Genomic DNA, 16,127 nt, shown 5'->3' on the forward strand with positions numbered 1-16,127 from the left:
GCTCAAGTCGTCGTGAACGTAGCCGCAGTCGAACGCTTGTCACAAGTCGATGCAGCGGAGATCACGTGAACATCACAGTCCTGACGGCCCGTCAGCAGGGTGTGCTCAGGACACCGTTTTCTGTGCGGTTGTGAACTCCACGGGCAGCGTGCGCAGTCCCCGCATGATCAGCCCGCCACGCCACCGCAAATCGTCGGGGTCGGCCGCCAGTTGCAGGTCGGGAAGGCGCCGCAGCAGCGTCGCGAGGGCCGTGCGGCCCTCCAGACGGGCGAGCGGGGCGCCCAGGCAGTAGTGGATTCCGTGCCCGTATCCGAGGTGCTGGTTGTCGCGGCGGGAGAGATCGAGGGTGTCGGGGTCGTCGAACCGGGCGGGGTCGCGGTCGGCCGCGGCGAGCACGACGAGGACGGGGTCGCCCGCCGCGATGTCCTGTCCGCCGATGCTGAGCGCCTCGGTCGCGAACCGCCAGGTGGCGAGCTCGACGGGCCCGTCGTAGCGGAGCAGTTCCTCGATGCCGGTCTCCAGGAGTCCGGTGTCGCCCTCGTCCAGCGCCCGCTGCAGCCGCTCGCGCTGCTCGGGGTGGGTGAGCAGCGCGTACATCCCGTTGCCGATGAGGTTGACGGTGGTCTCGAACCCGGCGAAGAGGAGGATGAAGGCCATCGCGGCGGCCTCGTTCTCGGTGAGGTGCTCGCCGTGGTCGGAGGCCTTGATGAGACCGGAGATGAGGTCGTCGCCCGGTTCGAGGCGCTTGCGGTGGATCAGCTCGGCGAGATAGCCGCGCATCTTCTTCACCGACCGCGCCACGCCGCCCCGGGGGCCTCCCCCGTGGCGGATCATCATGCCCGCCCAGTCCCGGAAGTCGTCCTGGTCCTCGCGGGGGACGCCGAGCAGGTCGCAGATGGCGTAGATGGGGAGTGGGAAGGCGAACTCGTGGATGAGGTCGGCGGTGCCCTTCTCGGCGAACCGGTCGATCAGGTCGTCGGTGAGTTCCTGCACGCGTGGCGCGAACTCGGCCACGCGGCGCGGCGTGAACGCCTTCGCGACGAGCCGGCGCAGCCGGGTGTGGTCCGGCGGGTCGATGTTGAGCAGATGCGTCATCAGCTCGGCCTTGCGCTCGCCCGGGATGCCGGTCTTGCCCTTGGCGTGGGCGGGCTCGGCGTGGTGGGCCGGGTTCTTGCTGAGCCGCTGGTCGGCGAGGGCCTGCCGCGCGTCCGCGTACCGGGTGACCAGCCAGGCCTCGACCCCGCTGGGGAGCCGCTGCCTGCTCACGGGCTCGTTGTCGCGCAGCCAGGCGTACGCGGGGTAGGGGTCGGTGGCGAACTCCCAGGTGAAGAGTTCGGGCCCCTGGGCCTCTGACGGGGTCTCCGGGGCGCTCCCCGTGGCGGACGGGTCGGTCTTTTCGGTCACTCCTCGACCGTATCCGGCCGTGGGGCCGGGGCGGAGCGCAGGTGGGCGAGGGTGGCGGCGGCCTCCTCGTCGCCCAGCTCCGCTGCCCGTGCGAACCAGTGCTCGGCGCGCGCGAGATGCAACAGGGCGGCCCTCTTCGCCGTCCAGACGGTGCCGTCGGCCCCGGCCGTCTCCAGGTATCGGACGGCTTCCGCGTACTCCCCGAGCGCCGCCAGCCGCACGCCGACGGACATCGCCCGGTCGGGTTCGCGCTCCACCACCCCGCGGTACCACTCCTTGGCGTCCGCCAGGTCCCCGGCGGTGGAGGCGAACTCCGCGAGGGACCGCATCACGTCGACGTCACCCGCCTCCCCCTGCGGCCGCAGGGCGGCCCTGGCCGCCGTGAGCAGCGGGCCGTGCGCCGCCGGGCTGTGCTTCTTCAGGCCCTGGACCATGGCCCACCAGCCGTAGTGGTCGACCATCGGGAAGTCCGGCGCGCGCAGGGCTTCCGCGACCAGCGGGCCGCAGGCCGTCCAGGTGTCCTCGCGCTCCCCCGGTACGAGCAGCCCGGCCACACCGGACCGGGGCGCGCACGCCCACGCCAACGCGTCCTCGTACGTCTCCCCCTTCACCTCCTCCCGCTCCTCGTACTCGTCCGCCACGCCCTTGAGCACCTCCAGCGGCAGCGCCCCGGCGGTCGAGTGCCGCGCCAGGTCGATCGCCGCGCGCACCAGGAGGTGGCCGAGCAGCCGCCGGCCCACGCGGCGCGCCCTGCGCCACTCCTCCCACAGGCCGGGGCCGAGGGCGAGGAACTCCGTGACGCCGAGGTCCCCGCGTCGGTGGAGGGCGTCCTCCAGGCGCGGGTCGTCGACCGTCGCGAGCCGCGCGAGCTCCGCCTCGCTCCACTCCGTGGGGACTTCGGCGGTCTGTGCAACGCTCAGGACGCGGGCGGCCGGGTGGTGCCCGAAGCGGTGCGTCTCGTACGCCTCGTCGCACATCGTCGCCAGGACCAGGACGCGGTCGTGGGTGAGCTGCGCGAGGACGCCGGGGGTGCCGGGCTCCGTGAGGTGGCCGTCGAGGTCGTCCAGCCACACGACGTGGGTGCCCGTGGCCTCGCGGCCCCGGAGCTGGGCCGGAAGGTCGCACAGGTTCGTTCCGCCGCCCGCGACGAAGACCCGGGTGTCGTCGGGGACGCTCGCCCGCAGCGCCGCCCACGCCGTGGAGGTCTTTCCGGACAGGGGCCCGCCCGTGACGATGACGAGGCCGCCGTAGTGCGCGGCCTGCTTCAGGAGGACGGACAGCTCGGCGTCGCAGTCCCTGGCGACGTACGGAGGCAGGGCCGTCGCACCGGGGAACCTGCGGGTGGGACGCACGCCGAGGCCGAGCCGGCGGAGCCCGTCGACGCGGGGCCAGCCGTCGGCGGCGGCGTGCTGGGGTGCGGATGGCGCGGGCCACGCGGGCGGCGTGTTGACGGTGACCGAGGTGACCGAGCCGATGGAGTCGGCCTGCACGACGGCGGCCTGCACACCGCCGGTGACGGAGTTCCGCGCGCCGGGGTCGGCCTGTGCCTCGGCCTCCCCCTCCTCCCCGCTTACGGGTTCCCTCCCGCTCTCGGGCTGGGCGGCGGGGTACCAGGCGGGGGGTGTGTAGTCGATGGCGAAGTCCCCTGTGAGGTCCGGGAGCTCGCCAGCACCGACAGCACCGACAGCACCGACAGCACCGGCAGCCCCGGCGGTCCCGGCAGCCCCGATGACCTCAGCCGTGTCGGGTCCGCCGTCCGTCGGCGGCGCCACGGCCCAGCGGGAGCCGGTGGAGTCGGCCACGAGGACGCGGAGTCGGTCCGCCCGCTGTCGGTCGCCGGCGTTGAGGCAGCGTTCCAGCACTCCGTACCAGAACCGCCGCAGTCGGAGCAGGTCGTCTGCCAGCATGATCGCCCGCGTCCTGTCGAGCTCGAGCGCGTTCGCGCCGACTGGGGCGCGCGACTGGCGTAGGAACGCCGTGAACCCGTCGCGGACCCAGGCCCAGCGGTTCTTGCTCCCCAGCATCGCCGCCACGAGGACATCGGCCGCCTCGGCGGCCAGCTCCTCCAACTCCGCTGTCACACAAGCCCCCACGCCCGTCGCACCACCTGGAGGGGCAACGGTACTAAGCGCCCGGGCCCGCGCCCGCCCCCTCGGCCGCCCGCACCGCGTCCCGGTAGGCCCGCGCCGCCACGCGGAGTGCTGCCTCGGGGTCGACGCCCTCCGCCTCGGCGCGCAGGGCCAGGGCGAGCAGTTCATAGCCGACGCCCTCCCCGGAGGGGACGTCGACCTCAAGGGCCGCCGTCCGTGCGCGGGATGCCAGCTTCGCGGCCAGGGCGAGGCCGGGCTGGCCGAGCGGGATGCCCTCCGTGACCGACGTGCGCTGCTTCTCCTCCGCCTTCGTGCGGAGCCAGTGCGCCTTCACGTCCTCCGGGGTGTCCGCCGAGTCGTCGCCGAAGACGTGCGGGTGGCGGTGGATGAGCTTCTCGACGATGCCGCCCGCGACGTCGTCGATGGTGAACGGCTCATCGCCGTCCGGCTCGCCGGTGGCCTCCTCGGCGATCCGGGCGTGGAAGACGACCTGGAGCAGGACGTCGCCGAGCTCCTCGCGCAGCTCCTCCCTGTCGCCCTCCTCGATCGCCTCGACCAGTTCGTACGCCTCCTCGATCGCGTACTTCGCCAGGCCCTTGTGCGTCTGCTGCGAGGACCACGGGCACTCGGCGCGGATCCGGTCCATGACCTGGACCAGGTCGAGCAGGCGCGCGCCCGGCAGGTCGTACGAGGCGGGGAGGAGCTCCAGGTCCGGCATGGCGACGCGGCCGGAGCCCGCGAGCCGGGCCAGGCCGTCCGTGAGCGCCCGGTCGCCCTCGGCGGTGGCGACGACCAGGACCGTGCGGCCGCCCGCGCAGGCGTCGACGAGCTCCTGCGCGGTGGGCGCGCCCTGCTCGACGCGCACGCCCGCCTCGCGCAGATACGGCAGCTGCGGGTGGGTGGCGTCGGCGCACAGCACCTCGTCGGCGCCGTGCAGCGCCTGCCAGGCGGGCCATGACAGGAGGCCGGGCGCGACCCGGTGGCTGGTGGTCAGCAGGATGACGCGGCCGACGGACTCGGCGGAGTGGGCGGAGTCGGCCGGGGGCGTGGTCTCGGTCTCGTTCACCTGTCGAACGTAACGCAGCGCGCCGACAGCGCCCCGGCCCCGCTCCCCGGGGGCGGCTACGCCTGCGGGACGCCCTCCGGCACCGCCTCGCCGGACTCGGGCGCGGCCTCGGTGACCTGGCGCACCCACGGCGTCTTGGCGTCCGCGCGCTTGTTCTTGTCGACGTCCCAGGTGCCGTACCGGGGGTTCAGGTCGATGTCGAGCTTCTTGGATGCGGCGGTCAGGGCCTTCCAGAAGACCGCCTGGCCCTCGGGCGAGTTCATGTCCGCGCCCAGCTTCCGCGCGAGCTTCTGCGCCTCGATCTCCGTGCGCAGGCTGTCTTCGAGGCGGTCGGGGGCGACGCTGTACTGCTGGAGCCAGCCCTGCTCCAGCGCCTTGCGGCCGCCCGCCTGCTGCTCCAGGCCGGAGCGCATGGTCTGGATGTCGCGGCGCGTGACGCTCACGCCGGCGTCGGTGGCGGCGCGGTGCAGGACCTTGTCGAGCACCATCGTGTGCAGCGTGCTGCGGGTGAGGCCGCCGGACTTGGCGATGGCCTGCGAGTACTGGGCGTCGTCGGGGATGGCGGCCCGCTGCGCGTCGCGCACCTCGTTCACCCGGCCCTCCAGCTGCGCGACCGTGATGCGGTCGCCGCCGACGACGGCCGCGGCGCCCGGGTGCGCGTCGCTGCCGCAGGCGGTGAGGAGAGGGGCCGCGGCGATCGCGGCCGCGGAGAGGATGAGCGCTGTACGACGACGGCGGCGGTGCAAGTGAGCCTCCCGTTGGAGATTGTGCGGCGGTGCACAAAGTCTTGCGGTGATCGATGGTAGGCAGTGACCGTCTTCTCGGCCAGCCATTCGACACCTATTCGACCAACGATTTCCCGGGAGTCGGGGCACCGTCAGCCCCGCACTTGACCGAGCCATTGCAGGGTGCGGCGGATCTCCGCGGGGAACGGGTGGCCGGGGCCGTGCAGCAGTTCCGCGTCGTGCAGCAGGCGGGCCAGGGTGTCGTGGGCGGCGTGCCGGTCGCCGAGGGCGAGGAGCAGCTGGCCGATGCGGCGGCGGATCTCCAGGGACTGGTGCCGGTCCTCCGTCGCGTACTGGTTCTCGTAATAGGGGAGCAGCGCGCGGTACTCGGCGAGGGCCGCGGCCGGTTCGCCGAGCTGCTCCAGGCACTGGGCGGCCTCGTAGCGGAACTGGAGCGAGTGCGGGTCGGCGTGGCCGGACTCGGCGGCCCGCTCGTCGGCGAGGCGCCGCAGTTCGGGCAGGGCGCGGCGGTACTGCCCGTCGTCCATGAGCGTGGCGGCGTACTGCTTGCGCAGGGTGCGGACGACGGGTGAGTGCTCGCCGTGTTTGGCGGCGGCGTCCGGGAGGATCGCGCCGAGGATGTCCACGGCCTGGGTGATGCGGCCCTCGCCGAGGAGCCGTTTGACGTCCTCGACGGCCTGGGCGAGGTCCTGCCGGGGCGGCGCGCCCGGCGGCTGCGACGGCATGTCGGGGGCGGCCGCGGGGGTCGCCGCGCGGTCCGGCCAGGGCGCGTGCGGGCGCAGGAAGGGGCGGGTGGGGTCCAGGGGGCGGCCGGAGGGGATGCCGCGGGCGGGCAGCAGCGGTGCCAGGTCCTCGTAGACCTCCTGGGCGCTGCCGTGGCGGTGCTGGGGGTCCTTGGCGAGGAGGCGCAGGACGAGGGACTCCAGGGCTTCCGGTACTTCGGGGCGCAGTCGGCGGACCGGCAGCGGGGGTTCGTAGAGGTGGCGGTGGAGGACGCCGAGCGCGGTGGAGCCGGAGAACGGCACGTCGCCGCTGAGGAGTTCGTGCAGCAGCACGCCGAGTGCGTACAGATCGGTGTACGGGCCGACCGCGCCGCCCATGGCCTGTTCGGGGGCCATGTAGGCGGGGCTGCCGATCGGTGAACCGGTGTGGGTGAGGCGGGTGGTGTCGGTGTCCATCACCGAGGCGATGCCGAGGTCGAGGATGGAGACCGTGCCGTCCTGTTTGACCATGACGTTGCGCGGCTTGAGGTCGCGGTGCACGATCGGCACGGCGTGCACCGCGGAGAGCACCGCGCACAGCTGGGCGGCGATCGCGACGGCCCACTGCCAGGGGTAGGGGTCGTGCTCGGCGAGGTGGTCGCCGAGGTCCGCGCCGTCCACGTACTGCATGACGAGGTAGAGGTCGTCGCCCTCGCTGCCCGCGTCGTGCACGGTGACCAGGCCGGGGTGGTCGACCTGTGCGGTGACGCGGCACTCGCGCACGAAGCGGCGGCGCAGTTCCTCGGCCTCGGCGCCCGCCACCCGGTCGGGCCGGAGCAGCTTCACGGCGACGCGGCGGTCCAGGCGCTGGTCGTACGCCGTCCAGACCTGTCCCATGCCGCCCTGGCCGATGAGCGTGGAGAGTTCGTAGCGGCCCGCGACGACGCGCACGGTCAGCTGCCGCCTTCCTGCTTGCGCAGGTAGTCACTCAGCTCGTCGAGCTCGGCCCTGACCTGGTGGATGCGGGCGGGGCCGGGGGGCGCGGGCGGCGGGGTCTGCTGGAACGGCGGGTGGCCTAGCTGGGTGGGCTGCGCGTGGACCGGGCCGGGCGCGGGCGCGGGGGCGGGCTGCTGCGGGTAGCCGTACGAGACCTGGGGCTGCGGCGGGGCGTAGCCGGTGAACTGCGGCTGCCGGTACGGGCTGAAGTGGCGTATGTCCGCGTACAGGTAGTAGGCGACGGCGCCGAGCATCGTGCAGAGCATGACCACCATGCCGGCGCTGCCGGGGCCCTGGAACTCGTCCTCGCCCGGGTCGACGCCGATGAGCACGACGGCCAGGATGTCGAGCGCCGTCACGAGAGCGAGGACGGCCCAGTCGTGCGTCTTGCGGGTCACGAGGGCGAGCCGCAGCATCGCGGCCCACGAGAGGAGACCGCACGACATCACCGCGAGCACCACGAACAGCACGCGCAGCGTCACATGCGTCCCCCTGGAAGGGGGATGCGGGTGCTGCGGCGCGTAGCCGTGGCCGTGCATGGCTGCTCCTGGTGCCTGATGAACGAAGGGGCGAGGGTTCGAGCGTATAGGCCGACCGCGACGACGGGTCCCGGGTGTACCGAACCGTTGTCGTACTGGTCACGCGGTCCCGGGCGGAAGGGTTCCCTCCGTCAGACCGTCGTGCATGCCGCGCACCAGCCGGTCGCCGAGCAGGGCCGCGTGGCGTACGGCGTCCTCGAACTCGGCGAGGCAGCGGAAGCGTTCGCTGTACCCGTACTGTCCGGTGAGCGGCAGCCGGGGCAGCTGGAGGCGGCGCACGTCGAGCCGGGCGGACGTCGACGCGTAGCTGCTCGCCTGGCGGTGGTTGGCGGTGCCGCGCAGGAACCCGGCGAGGAACCAAGGGTCGAGCGCGGCGGGGTCGGGGCGCAGCAGGGTGAGGCCGCGGCCGAGGGCGGCGCCCGCGGTGGTCTCGTCGATCACGCGGGCCGCTGCGCCGCCGCCGAACACCGGGACGACGACGTCGCCGGGCTCGGTGCGCACGGACGCGTCGTCCGCCGTGCCCACGCGCGCGGCGCCTTCGGGGGCGGTGCCTGCGCGGCCGGTGCCTTCACGAGGGGCGCCTTCGCGGGGGACGCCTTCGCGGGGGGCGCCTTCGCGGGCGGTGCCGGAGGGCGCGGCGCCCGTCAGCACGTCGTGGTCGGTGAGCACGGGCATGCCGCCGGGGCCTTCGCCGGTGCCGGTGTGCAGCGTCAGAGCGCCGGCGCGGGCCAGTTCGCCGACGGTGGTGAGCGGTGGCAGGGCCGCGCCGGGGGCGGACGGGGTGAGGTCGTCAGCCGGGGGCGCGAGGTCGGCGGCCCGGCGCAGGGCCTCGCCCAGGCCCTGCCGGACGGCCAGGAGCTCCGTGCCGCCCGTGGCCGCGGCGGGCGGCGGCAGATGGCGCGCGGGCGCCAGGTCGACCTCGTCGTCGAGGAGTTCGAGCACCGGCACACAGCGGGCGAGACCGGGCCGCTCGTCGAGCGTGCCGTGCCGTTCGACGTGCTGCCAGGCGTCGAGCACGGCGTCCTGCACGGCGGGCCACAGCTGCTTGTCGCGTCCGTCGGCGGCCAGCACACCGGCCGTCTCCACGAGCAGCAGCTCGGGCGCTGGCCGCGCCGCCCGGTCGGGCCTGCGCAGCACCCAGATGTGCAGGGGCAGGTTGTACGGAGGTGCGGTGCCGGCCGGCAGGGCGATGACGGCGCGGAGCGCGCCGCGCCGCAGCAGGTCGGCGCGGATGCGGCGCCCGGAGCGGCGGGACGCGGCGGCGGGCGGCATCAGCAGGACGGCGGTGCCGTCGTCGGTGAGCCGGGCCAACGCGTGCTGAACCCAGGCGAGTTCGGATTCGGAGCGGGCCGGGAAGCCGTACTCCCAGCGGGGGTCGTAGGCCAGTTCCTCGTGGCCCCAGTTGCGTTCGTTGAACGGCGGGTGGCAGAGCACGGCCTCCGCCTTGCGGCCTTCGTACGCGTCGGCGCGCAGGGTGTCGGCGGCCATGGTGCGCACGGTCGCGTCGGAGTGCAGGGCGAGGCGCAGCGCGGTGAGGGCGGCGAGCTCCGGGGTGCTGTCCTGGCCGTACAGGTACTGGTCGGGGCGGGGCGGGACGGCGCGCAGCAGGGCGCCGGTGCCGCAGGCGGGGTCGAGGACGGTGCGCGCGGGAGCGGTGCTCGCGGCGAGCCGCGCCATCAGCTCGGCGGGGCCCGCCGGAGTGAGCGTGTACTGGCGCGGGTTGGCGTCGGTCTGGCGGCCGAGGAGGAACTCGTACGTCTGCTTGGCGCCCAGCTCGGCGGCGAGCTCGGCGACTCCGCGCAACAGCGGGGCGGAGGGCAGAAGTTCGGCGGGCCCGGGGACGCGGACGGCGCGCCTGCGCCGCACGCCGAACCGCATCGCGACGACTTCGTCGAGCGCGTCCGGCAGGAGCTGCGCCATCCGCTCGTCGGAGACGGCGCTCACCGCGAGCCAGTCGGTCGGCCTGTCCCGGACGAGGAGCAGGGCGCACCCGGCGTGCAGCAGGGCGGCGACGGGGCCCGCGGGGTGTCCGGCGAGCTGCTGCCAGACGCGTTCACGGAGGGGGACCTCGACCAGTTTGCCCTGACCGCGCAGCCACTGTTCGACCTCGGTGAGCGCGAAGGAGGGGCTGGTGTCGGTGCCGCCCACGGGCTTCGGGAAGTCACCGTGCCTGCGGCGCCAGTTGCTGACGGCGGCCCTGCCGACTCCGGCGAGGCGGGCGATCCCGGCGGCGGTGACTTCGGTCGCGTCGTCCCGCGGCGTCATCTGGTGGCTCCCCTCGAACGCGCGGGGTCAGCCGCGCGGCGTCGAGCATACCCAGGGATCAGCACCACGGACGGCTTCACGGACGGCTTCACGGCCGTTAACCCCCGATCTCCCCATGCTCGTGTTGACTCGGTTCACACACTCCTGCTCTGATGGTCCCACCGAACGAGCTCCCTGGGGGGATTTCATGCGTCACCACCTGCGTCAGCACCCGCACGGCCGCCTCCGTCTGCGCCGTACCGCCGTCGCCGTGGCCTGCCTGGCCACCGCGGCCGTCGGCCTCACGGCCTGCGGCTCCGAGAAGGACGACAAGCCGAAGGAACCCTTCGCGGGCATGTCGGGCACCGAGATCGTCGACAAGGCCGTCAAGGCGACGAAGGGCGCCGATTCGCTGAAGCTCGCGGGCGAGGTCTCGGATGACGAGCCCGGCCTGATGAAGATGAACCTGGCCCTCGACACCTCGGGCAAGTGCGCGGGCAAGCTGGCGGTGGGCGACGAGGGCTCGTTCGACCTGATCGTCCCCGGCGACAAGACGGTCTACGTGAAGTACGACGAGAAGTTCCTGCGCGCCCAGAGCAAGGGGCAGCCGAAGGACGAGACGGACGCCGTGGTCGACATGCTCGCGGACCGCTGGGCGAAGACGAAGGCGACGGGCGCCGACGCGAAGGACATCGCCGGGATGTGCGAACTCGACGATCTGCTCAAGGACTTCGAGGGCATCAACGCCAATGCCCGCAGGGGTGCGACGACCACCCTCGACGGCACCCCCGCCATCAAGATCGACGCCCACGACGCCAAGGACAAGTACACGATCTACGTCGCCACCGAGGGCAAGCCGTACCTGCTGAAGATCGTCGACAGGGGTGTCGCGAAGCCGGAGTACCTGACGTTCGGCGACTACGACAAGCCCGTGAAGACCACGCCGCCCACCGGCAAGGTCATCGACATCGACAAGCTGGGCGGCTGACGCCGCTCAGAGCGTGTGCCGCACCCACACGTTCGGCTCGACGTACACGCCGTAGCCGCGCGCCGGTTCGCAGTGGACCGGCACCAGCGCGCCCGGCACCTCCACAGGACCCTCCTCGTCGAACGGCAGTCCGGTCCACTCCCGCCACTGCCCGGTCGACCCGGACACCGTCATGGAGGCGTGCGCGACCTTCTCGATGACGCCGCCCGCCCGCACGTGCACCCGCAGCCACGGGTCGTGCGGCAGGCCGTCCTCGCGCGTCCGGTACGCGTACTCGTCGATCCGCGCGGCCGGTTCGAGGTGTTTGGCGTTGGGGCGCACGGGCGCGACGACCTCGGTGAAGCCGCGGGCCCGGGCGTTGTCCCGCATCGCCGCGAGCATCCGCCCGGACAGCCCCTTGCCGCGCGCCGCCTCGTCGACGGTTATCTCGATGGCGCTCACGGTGTCGGGCGTCTTGCCGTGCCGCAGGTCGGAGAAGGCCCAGAGCAGCACCTGATCCCATCCCCCGTCGGGCAGTTCACCCTCGCCGCGGGCGCGCAGGGCGAGCGGCACGCTGAACGCGCGGGCCACGACCTTGTCGTCCGCGTCGCCGTCGGTGGCGACGAGGACGTACTCCGGGAGGTCCTTGACGATCCGTCCGATCAGCGACCAGCCGACCGGGTCGTGCAGGATGAACTCCGGCCAGTCCTCGGCCATGCGCCAGAGGGGGGCCTCCAGGGCGGGGCGCTCGGCGAGGGTCGTGATCTTGAGGTCCATGCGCCGCACGGTACGCATCCTGCGGGGTGGGCGGTATTGGTTTTCCCTGCGGCGCGTTTGACCCTGCGGTGCGTTACGAGTGACGGCGCCCCTTAGAACCCTCTCCAAACCGGCGTGCGTTGTCTTCGAAGACAGCCGCTGGGGGCGCTGAGGGGCGTGTCATCAGCGGTGGCATGGGCGGTGGGCGGTGGGCGCGATGGTGACGCCTACACGCGGAGGGATCACTGTGTAGCCGACCGGGCGGGGCACTGTGCGACTGCACACGGGCCGGCCTCAAGGGCCAGGAAGGCCGACGTGCGTGAGGGCCCCCGGCCGACAGGCCGGGGGCCCTCACGCATCACAGAGGTAAGAGGTCAGCTCGGCTGGTCGCCGGTGTACCGGTAGATTTCGCCGCCGGTGTTGACGTGCCACGCGTTGCCGTCGGCGCCGGCGGCGATGTCGGAGGCGGTGCCGGGGATCTTGATCCACGGGTTGGTGCCGCTGGCGTCGTTGTTGGTGTACCGGTAGATGGCGCCGGCGGGATCGACGCCCCATACGTTGGTCCGGGAGCCCACCGCGATGCGCTTGAGGCTGCCGGGAACGCTCTTCCACGGGTTCGTACTGTCCTGGTCCCCGGTGTACCGGAAGATCTGGTTGCCGCTGTTGACACCCCACACGGTGCCGTCCGCCGCGGCACCGATGTCACTCAGCGCCCCCTGGACCTTGATCCACGGGTTGGTGTCGAAGTTGGTGTACCGGTAGATGGCGCTGGCGGAGTCCACCCCCCACACGTTCGTCCGGGAGCCCGCATCGATGCGGACCAGGCTGCCGTTGATGTGCGTCCACGGGTTCGAGGCCCCCTGGTCCCCGGCGTACCGGAAGATCTGGTTGCCGCCGTTGACACCCCACACGGTGCCGTCCGCCGCGGCACCGATGTCACTTAAGCCCCCCGGGATGTTGAGCCAGGGGTTGGCGTCGTAGTTGGTATGGCTGTAGATGGCGCTCGCCGCGTTCACGCCCCACACCGTTGTCCTGGACCCCGCTGAGATGGCCGTGAGACCGCCCGCGACTTTCACCCAATCCGCCATGCCGAAATCGCCTCTCGTAGAACCGATGTTGGCCCCATCCTGGGTGACGAGATGAGCGTATGGGTCCGTTAATGTTTCATCTATTACCAAACAAGCCTGTAAATCGACGTTTGCGCACCTGTGCGCCCACGTTGCGCAGAGTCGGGGCTGCCCAACTCCGAGTATTTCGGCTCGAAGTGCCGTCCTCCCCCGGAGGGATCGACGCGAGCGCCGTTGCGTGCTTCCTCTGGCCGTGGACGATCCCGCGCCGGTCAAAGTGGGATGGGTCAACCCGAACCGGTGTCCACCGCCGTTTGCCGGTCCGCTCGTCCAGCGGCGGGTTCTTGATCGCCGCCCACCGTTCGTCGTCGTCAGAGGTCGCGGCCGGGGTCTGGTGGGTACTGAACGCCACTGGCTCTTACGGGGCGCTGAAGCGGGGCGGTGCCTTGGTCGGGGAGCCACCCGACGGGAGCTTCTCGGCGGGGCACTTGGTGAGTACGTTCCGCATCGCGTCCCGTTCGGCGCCGGTCACCCACACTCCGTACTTCTTCTTCACGGCGACCTGTCCGGCGACGTACGCACAGCGGTACGACTTGTTCGGCGGAAGCCAGGTCGCCGTGTCGCCGTCGCCCTTGCTGCGGTTGGGGCCCGCGTCGACGGCGAGGAGGTTCAGCGGGTCGTTGGCGAACGCTATGCGCTTGCTCGGCTCCCACTGGAACGCGCCCTTCTGCCAGGCGTCGGAGAGCGCCACGAGGTGGTCGATGTCGACCTGACTGCGGCCGCGCCGGAACGTCACGTCCTTGCCCGTGTACGGATCGGGCGCGAGCTTCCCGGAAGCCACCCGGCAGTCACCGCTCTGATACGTGACGTCCTTCAGGTCCCGCTCGAGGATGTCGTCCCGGGTCGGGCAGTGGTTGGAGTCGGTGTCGGCCCACGCGCTGCCGAACCTGGCGCGGTCGTAGCCGGTCTTGGGCGCGCGGCCCTTGACGGTGAGTGTGTCGACGGCGGCCAGCGCGGAGCCGGCCTTGGCGTCGGGCCCCGCGCCGCCTTCCCCCTTGTCCTCGAAGCTGGTCTCGCAGCCGGTCAGGAGCGCGGGGACGGCGACCAGGGCGAGCAGGGCCGAGGTGGTACGACGGTTCACAGGACCACCACCGTGTCGCCGAGGGCGACTTCGGCGGGCGTCACGACGTCCGTGTGGATGCCGATGCACATGCCGCGGACGGCGGTGAGGGTCTTGAGGACGCGGTTGTCCACGGGGAGGCCGGGCTGGGCCTGAGTGACCATGACGCACCGCTTGACGCGCTTGACCCCGCGCAGCCGCAGCGGCTCCGCACCCTGCCTGCCGCCGATGACGATCTCGCGGCCGATCCAGCTCTCCTCGATCCAGGGCTCGTCGGTCTCCACGACGATGTTCTTGCGCAGCCGCCGTACGTCGACGGGGTCGGCGTCGCCGAGCAGCTCGCCGAGCGCGCGCAGCGAGGCGGTGCCGACGAGGGAGACGGCGGAGACGTCCTTGTGGCCTTCCGGCCGGCTTTCCGGCCCCTCCCGGACCAGCTCGACGCCCTCACCGAAGCGTTCGGGGACGCGGGGGTCGCCGGGTCGCAGCGTGGCGCCGTCCGGCGCGGTGACGACGGGCAGACCGTCCTCGTCGTACGCCGCGTGATGTTCGAGCAGTCCCGGGATGCGGCGGAAGCGGGCGTGATTCTTCCCGCTGGCCAGCTTGCCGTCGGGGAACCGCAGGGCCCACAGCCGGTCACCCACGGGACCGCGCTCGTGGAACTCCAGCCGGTCGTGCTCCTCCCCGAGCATCGACTTCACCGGAAAACTGCGCAGACCCACGACCTTGAGCGTCACTGCGCTCTCCCCTCCCCTGGGCGGACTCTCACGTCCACCACGGTAACGGCCGTGAGAATATCTCCTGTTCACGCCCGTATCGGGAGATTCATGCACCGAAGATCCATGCACCGGAGACCCATGTACCGGAGACCCATGTACCAGCGCTCGCCCCGGCTCGTCCTCCTGTTCGCCGCGGTCGCCACCGTCGCCCTCGGCGCCACGGCGTGCAGCCAGTCCAGCGACACCTCCTCCGCTTCTTCCGCGCGTACGTCGCCGTCGGCGAGCGTGTCCGCCGTCCCGGAGGGGCGCGGGCTGCAGGGGCCGGCAGCCGCCTTCTTCCTGAAGAGCCTGCGGAAGAACTACCCGGACCTCGACCGGATCAGTGACGACGCGCTCGTGGCCGAGGGCGACGCGCTGTGCACCATCCGGGGTGCCGCGCTCGGCGAGCAGTTCACGAAGTCCATGCGGCGGCTCGGCACCACCAAGAAGCAGACGTCCCGCATCCTGGGCACCGCCCACGGCCTGTGCCGGGACGAGGAGGACCAGCTGTTCAAGGACTGACGCGGCGCACGATTACCTCCGCGGTAATCGACCGTTCTTCCTCTCCTCGGCAGGATCGGACACATCAGCCGCGAGTGCCGATCCCGAGGAGACTCCCATGAACGCCGTCGAGACAGCCGTCGACACCGCAGCCCACACCCGCGCCGTCGTCCAGGAGTTCCTCCAGGCCCGCCTGGCCGGGGACACCGCGCGGATGGTGGAGCTCTTCGCCGACGACGTGGACTGGCTGCTCGCCGAGAACCCCGCCGTTCCGTGGATACGGCCGCGCTCCACCGGCGCGGAGTGCGCGGCCCAGTCCGCGGAGCTGGCGGAGCACACCGTCGCCGAGGATGCCCGCGCCTCCCTGGACACTTTCCTCGTCGACGGCACCGACGCCGTCCTGTTCGGCCACCTCTCGGGCACCGTGCGCGCCACCGGCAAGTCCTTCGAGGGCCCCTTCGCCCTGCGCCTCACGGTCGAGAACGGCCGGATCACCCGGCACCACCTCTACGAGAACAGCGTGTCGATCGCAGCGGCGTGCACGGCGTCCTGACCGGCACGCCCCTCCCCCTCACTCGTACCGGGGCAGGCCCTCCGTGGAGATGGTCCACTCGGCGATGGTGACGTCCTCGCCGTAGACGAAGTCCTTGCGGGCGGCGTAGCGCGGCCCGTCGGGCGTGGAGTGAATGTCGGAGAGGACGGCTCCGGAGCCGGTGCGCGGGTCGAAGATCGCGTACACGGGAATGCCGAGGAGCGGATAGTCGCGGGTCTTGCCGACCCAGTCGTTGTCGGGGTTCGAACGGGAGACGATCTCGATGGCGGCGATGAGGGTGCGGGGGTTGAAGGAGCCCTGGCCTTCCATGTCCACCTGGGCGATCAGGATGATGTCCGGGAGCCGCATGATGTTCTCCGGCTCGTCCTCGACCTCGGGCGCCCCCGTATGTGCCAGGAGCCCGTCCGGCATGACCCGCTCCAAACGGCGGCTGATCCGAGCCGAAGTGCACTCGTGGGGCCGGTTCGGCACCACCATGTCGTGGACGATCCCTTGCTTGGTGATCTCGAATTTGCCGGGAAGGGTGTCGTCCATCGACCGAACGAAGTCCCGCATGGCTCGATAGGCGTGATGGGACGCGGCCCACCGGGCGTCACCTGAGGCGAGGGTCGTCACGTTCATG

Annotated in this window: 16 protein-coding genes; 3 read left to right on the forward strand and 13 right to left on the reverse strand. The window is 72.1% G+C overall.

Annotated elements, in window-relative coordinates:
* Nucleotides 1–105: 105 nt before the first annotated feature.
* From AB0N81_RS34005 to AB0N81_RS34035, 7 genes are all read right to left on the reverse strand, one after another.
* Nucleotides 106–1,404, reverse strand: coding sequence for a cytochrome P450 (locus AB0N81_RS34005; RefSeq protein WP_365365265.1), 1,299 nt, complete (start codon nt 1,402–1,404; stop codon nt 106–108).
* On the reverse strand, nt 1,401–3,485 hold the full coding sequence (locus tag AB0N81_RS34010) for a hypothetical protein (protein ID WP_365365267.1): 2,085 nt from the start codon (nt 3,483–3,485) through the stop codon (nt 1,401–1,403). Before AB0N81_RS34010 ends, AB0N81_RS34005 begins: the two co-directional genes overlap by 4 nt.
* Nucleotides 3,486–3,528: 43 nt before the next feature.
* Nucleotides 3,529–4,560 (reverse strand): nucleoside triphosphate pyrophosphohydrolase, encoded by a 1,032-nt coding sequence (locus AB0N81_RS34015; RefSeq protein ID WP_365365269.1) that lies wholly within the window; start codon nt 4,558–4,560, stop codon nt 3,529–3,531.
* A 56-nt stretch (nt 4,561–4,616) separates the two neighbouring features.
* Nucleotides 4,617–5,306, reverse strand: coding sequence for a SurA N-terminal domain-containing protein (locus tag AB0N81_RS34020; protein ID WP_365365271.1), 690 nt, complete (start codon nt 5,304–5,306; stop codon nt 4,617–4,619).
* A 131-nt stretch (nt 5,307–5,437) separates the two neighbouring features.
* Nucleotides 5,438–6,964, reverse strand: a complete 1,527-nt coding sequence (locus AB0N81_RS34025; protein ID WP_365365395.1) for a protein kinase — start codon at nt 6,962–6,964, stop codon at nt 5,438–5,440.
* The gene (locus tag AB0N81_RS34030) at nt 6,961–7,542 is read right to left on the reverse strand and encodes a hypothetical protein (protein ID WP_365365273.1); all 582 of its coding nucleotides are present in this window, start codon (nt 7,540–7,542) and stop codon (nt 6,961–6,963) included. Before AB0N81_RS34030 ends, AB0N81_RS34025 begins: the two co-directional genes overlap by 4 nt.
* Nucleotides 7,543–7,641: 99 nt before the next feature.
* Complete coding sequence (locus tag AB0N81_RS34035; RefSeq protein WP_365365275.1) at nt 7,642–9,807, reverse strand: N-6 DNA methylase; 2,166 nt, start codon at nt 9,805–9,807, stop codon at nt 7,642–7,644.
* 187 nt (nt 9,808–9,994) lie between these two features.
* Here AB0N81_RS34035 and AB0N81_RS34040 point away from each other — a divergent pair, with 187 nt between their 5' ends.
* On the forward strand, nt 9,995–10,774 hold the full coding sequence (locus AB0N81_RS34040) for a hypothetical protein (RefSeq protein ID WP_365365277.1): 780 nt from the start codon (nt 9,995–9,997) through the stop codon (nt 10,772–10,774).
* A 6-nt stretch (nt 10,775–10,780) separates the two neighbouring features.
* On the opposite strand, the gene AB0N81_RS34045 is transcribed toward AB0N81_RS34040, so the two are convergent.
* The 5 genes from AB0N81_RS34045 to AB0N81_RS34065 form a co-directional block, all read right to left on the reverse strand.
* A complete protein-coding gene (locus AB0N81_RS34045) occupies nt 10,781–11,530 on the reverse strand; it encodes a GNAT family N-acetyltransferase (RefSeq protein ID WP_365365279.1) in 750 nt (249 codons plus the stop codon).
* Between the two features lie 353 nt (nt 11,531–11,883).
* Nucleotides 11,884–12,525: a tectonin domain-containing protein gene (locus tag AB0N81_RS34050; RefSeq protein ID WP_365365281.1), complete on the reverse strand. Its 642-nt coding sequence runs from the start codon at nt 12,523–12,525 to the stop codon at nt 11,884–11,886.
* A 148-nt stretch (nt 12,526–12,673) separates the two neighbouring features.
* On the reverse strand, nt 12,674–12,988 hold the full coding sequence (locus tag AB0N81_RS34055; RefSeq protein ID WP_365365283.1) for a DUF6192 family protein: 315 nt from the start codon (nt 12,986–12,988) through the stop codon (nt 12,674–12,676).
* Nucleotides 12,989–12,994: 6 nt separating this feature from the next.
* Nucleotides 12,995–13,717, reverse strand: coding sequence for an HNH endonuclease family protein (locus AB0N81_RS34060; protein WP_365365285.1), 723 nt, complete (start codon nt 13,715–13,717; stop codon nt 12,995–12,997).
* Nucleotides 13,714–14,430, reverse strand: coding sequence for an MOSC N-terminal beta barrel domain-containing protein (locus AB0N81_RS34065; RefSeq protein WP_365365287.1), 717 nt, complete (start codon nt 14,428–14,430; stop codon nt 13,714–13,716). Before AB0N81_RS34065 ends, AB0N81_RS34060 begins: the two co-directional genes overlap by 4 nt.
* A 135-nt stretch (nt 14,431–14,565) precedes the next feature.
* Between AB0N81_RS34065 and AB0N81_RS34070 the strand changes: the two genes are divergently transcribed.
* Nucleotides 14,566–14,973: a hypothetical protein gene (locus AB0N81_RS34070; RefSeq protein ID WP_365365289.1), complete on the forward strand. Its 408-nt coding sequence runs from the start codon at nt 14,566–14,568 to the stop codon at nt 14,971–14,973.
* Between the two features lie 97 nt (nt 14,974–15,070).
* Nucleotides 15,071–15,505 (forward strand): nuclear transport factor 2 family protein, encoded by a 435-nt coding sequence (locus AB0N81_RS34075; protein ID WP_365365291.1) that lies wholly within the window; start codon nt 15,071–15,073, stop codon nt 15,503–15,505.
* An 18-nt stretch (nt 15,506–15,523) separates the two neighbouring features.
* Here AB0N81_RS34075 and AB0N81_RS34080 read toward each other — a convergent pair whose 3' ends face one another.
* Nucleotides 15,524–16,126, reverse strand: coding sequence for a Uma2 family endonuclease (locus tag AB0N81_RS34080; RefSeq protein WP_365365293.1), 603 nt, complete (start codon nt 16,124–16,126; stop codon nt 15,524–15,526).
* Nucleotide 16,127: the final 1 nt, after the last annotated feature.

Origin of the sequence: Streptomyces sp. NPDC093510 (assembly GCF_040683555.1) — a bacterium.
GTDB lineage: Bacteria > Actinomycetota > Actinomycetes > Streptomycetales > Streptomycetaceae > Streptomyces.

What these genes read in the sequence shown, in the direction of transcription:
- AB0N81_RS34030 (WP_365365273.1), bottom strand. Translation starts at nt 7,542, where the DNA reads ATGCACGGCCACGGCTACGCGCCGCAGCACCCGCATCCCCCTTCCAGG.
- AB0N81_RS34075 (WP_365365291.1), top strand. Translation starts at nt 15,071, where the DNA reads ATGAACGCCGTCGAGACAGCCGTCGACACCGCAGCCCACACCCGCGCC.
- AB0N81_RS34045 (WP_365365279.1), bottom strand. Translation starts at nt 11,530, where the DNA reads ATGGACCTCAAGATCACGACCCTCGCCGAGCGCCCCGCCCTGGAGGCC.
- AB0N81_RS34070 (WP_365365289.1), top strand. Translation starts at nt 14,566, where the DNA reads ATGTACCAGCGCTCGCCCCGGCTCGTCCTCCTGTTCGCCGCGGTCGCC.
- AB0N81_RS34080 (WP_365365293.1), bottom strand. Translation starts at nt 16,126, where the DNA reads ATGAACGTGACGACCCTCGCCTCAGGTGACGCCCGGTGGGCCGCGTCC.
- AB0N81_RS34035 (WP_365365275.1), bottom strand. Translation starts at nt 9,807, where the DNA reads ATGACGCCGCGGGACGACGCGACCGAAGTCACCGCCGCCGGGATCGCC.
- AB0N81_RS34040 (WP_365365277.1), top strand. Translation starts at nt 9,995, where the DNA reads ATGCGTCACCACCTGCGTCAGCACCCGCACGGCCGCCTCCGTCTGCGC.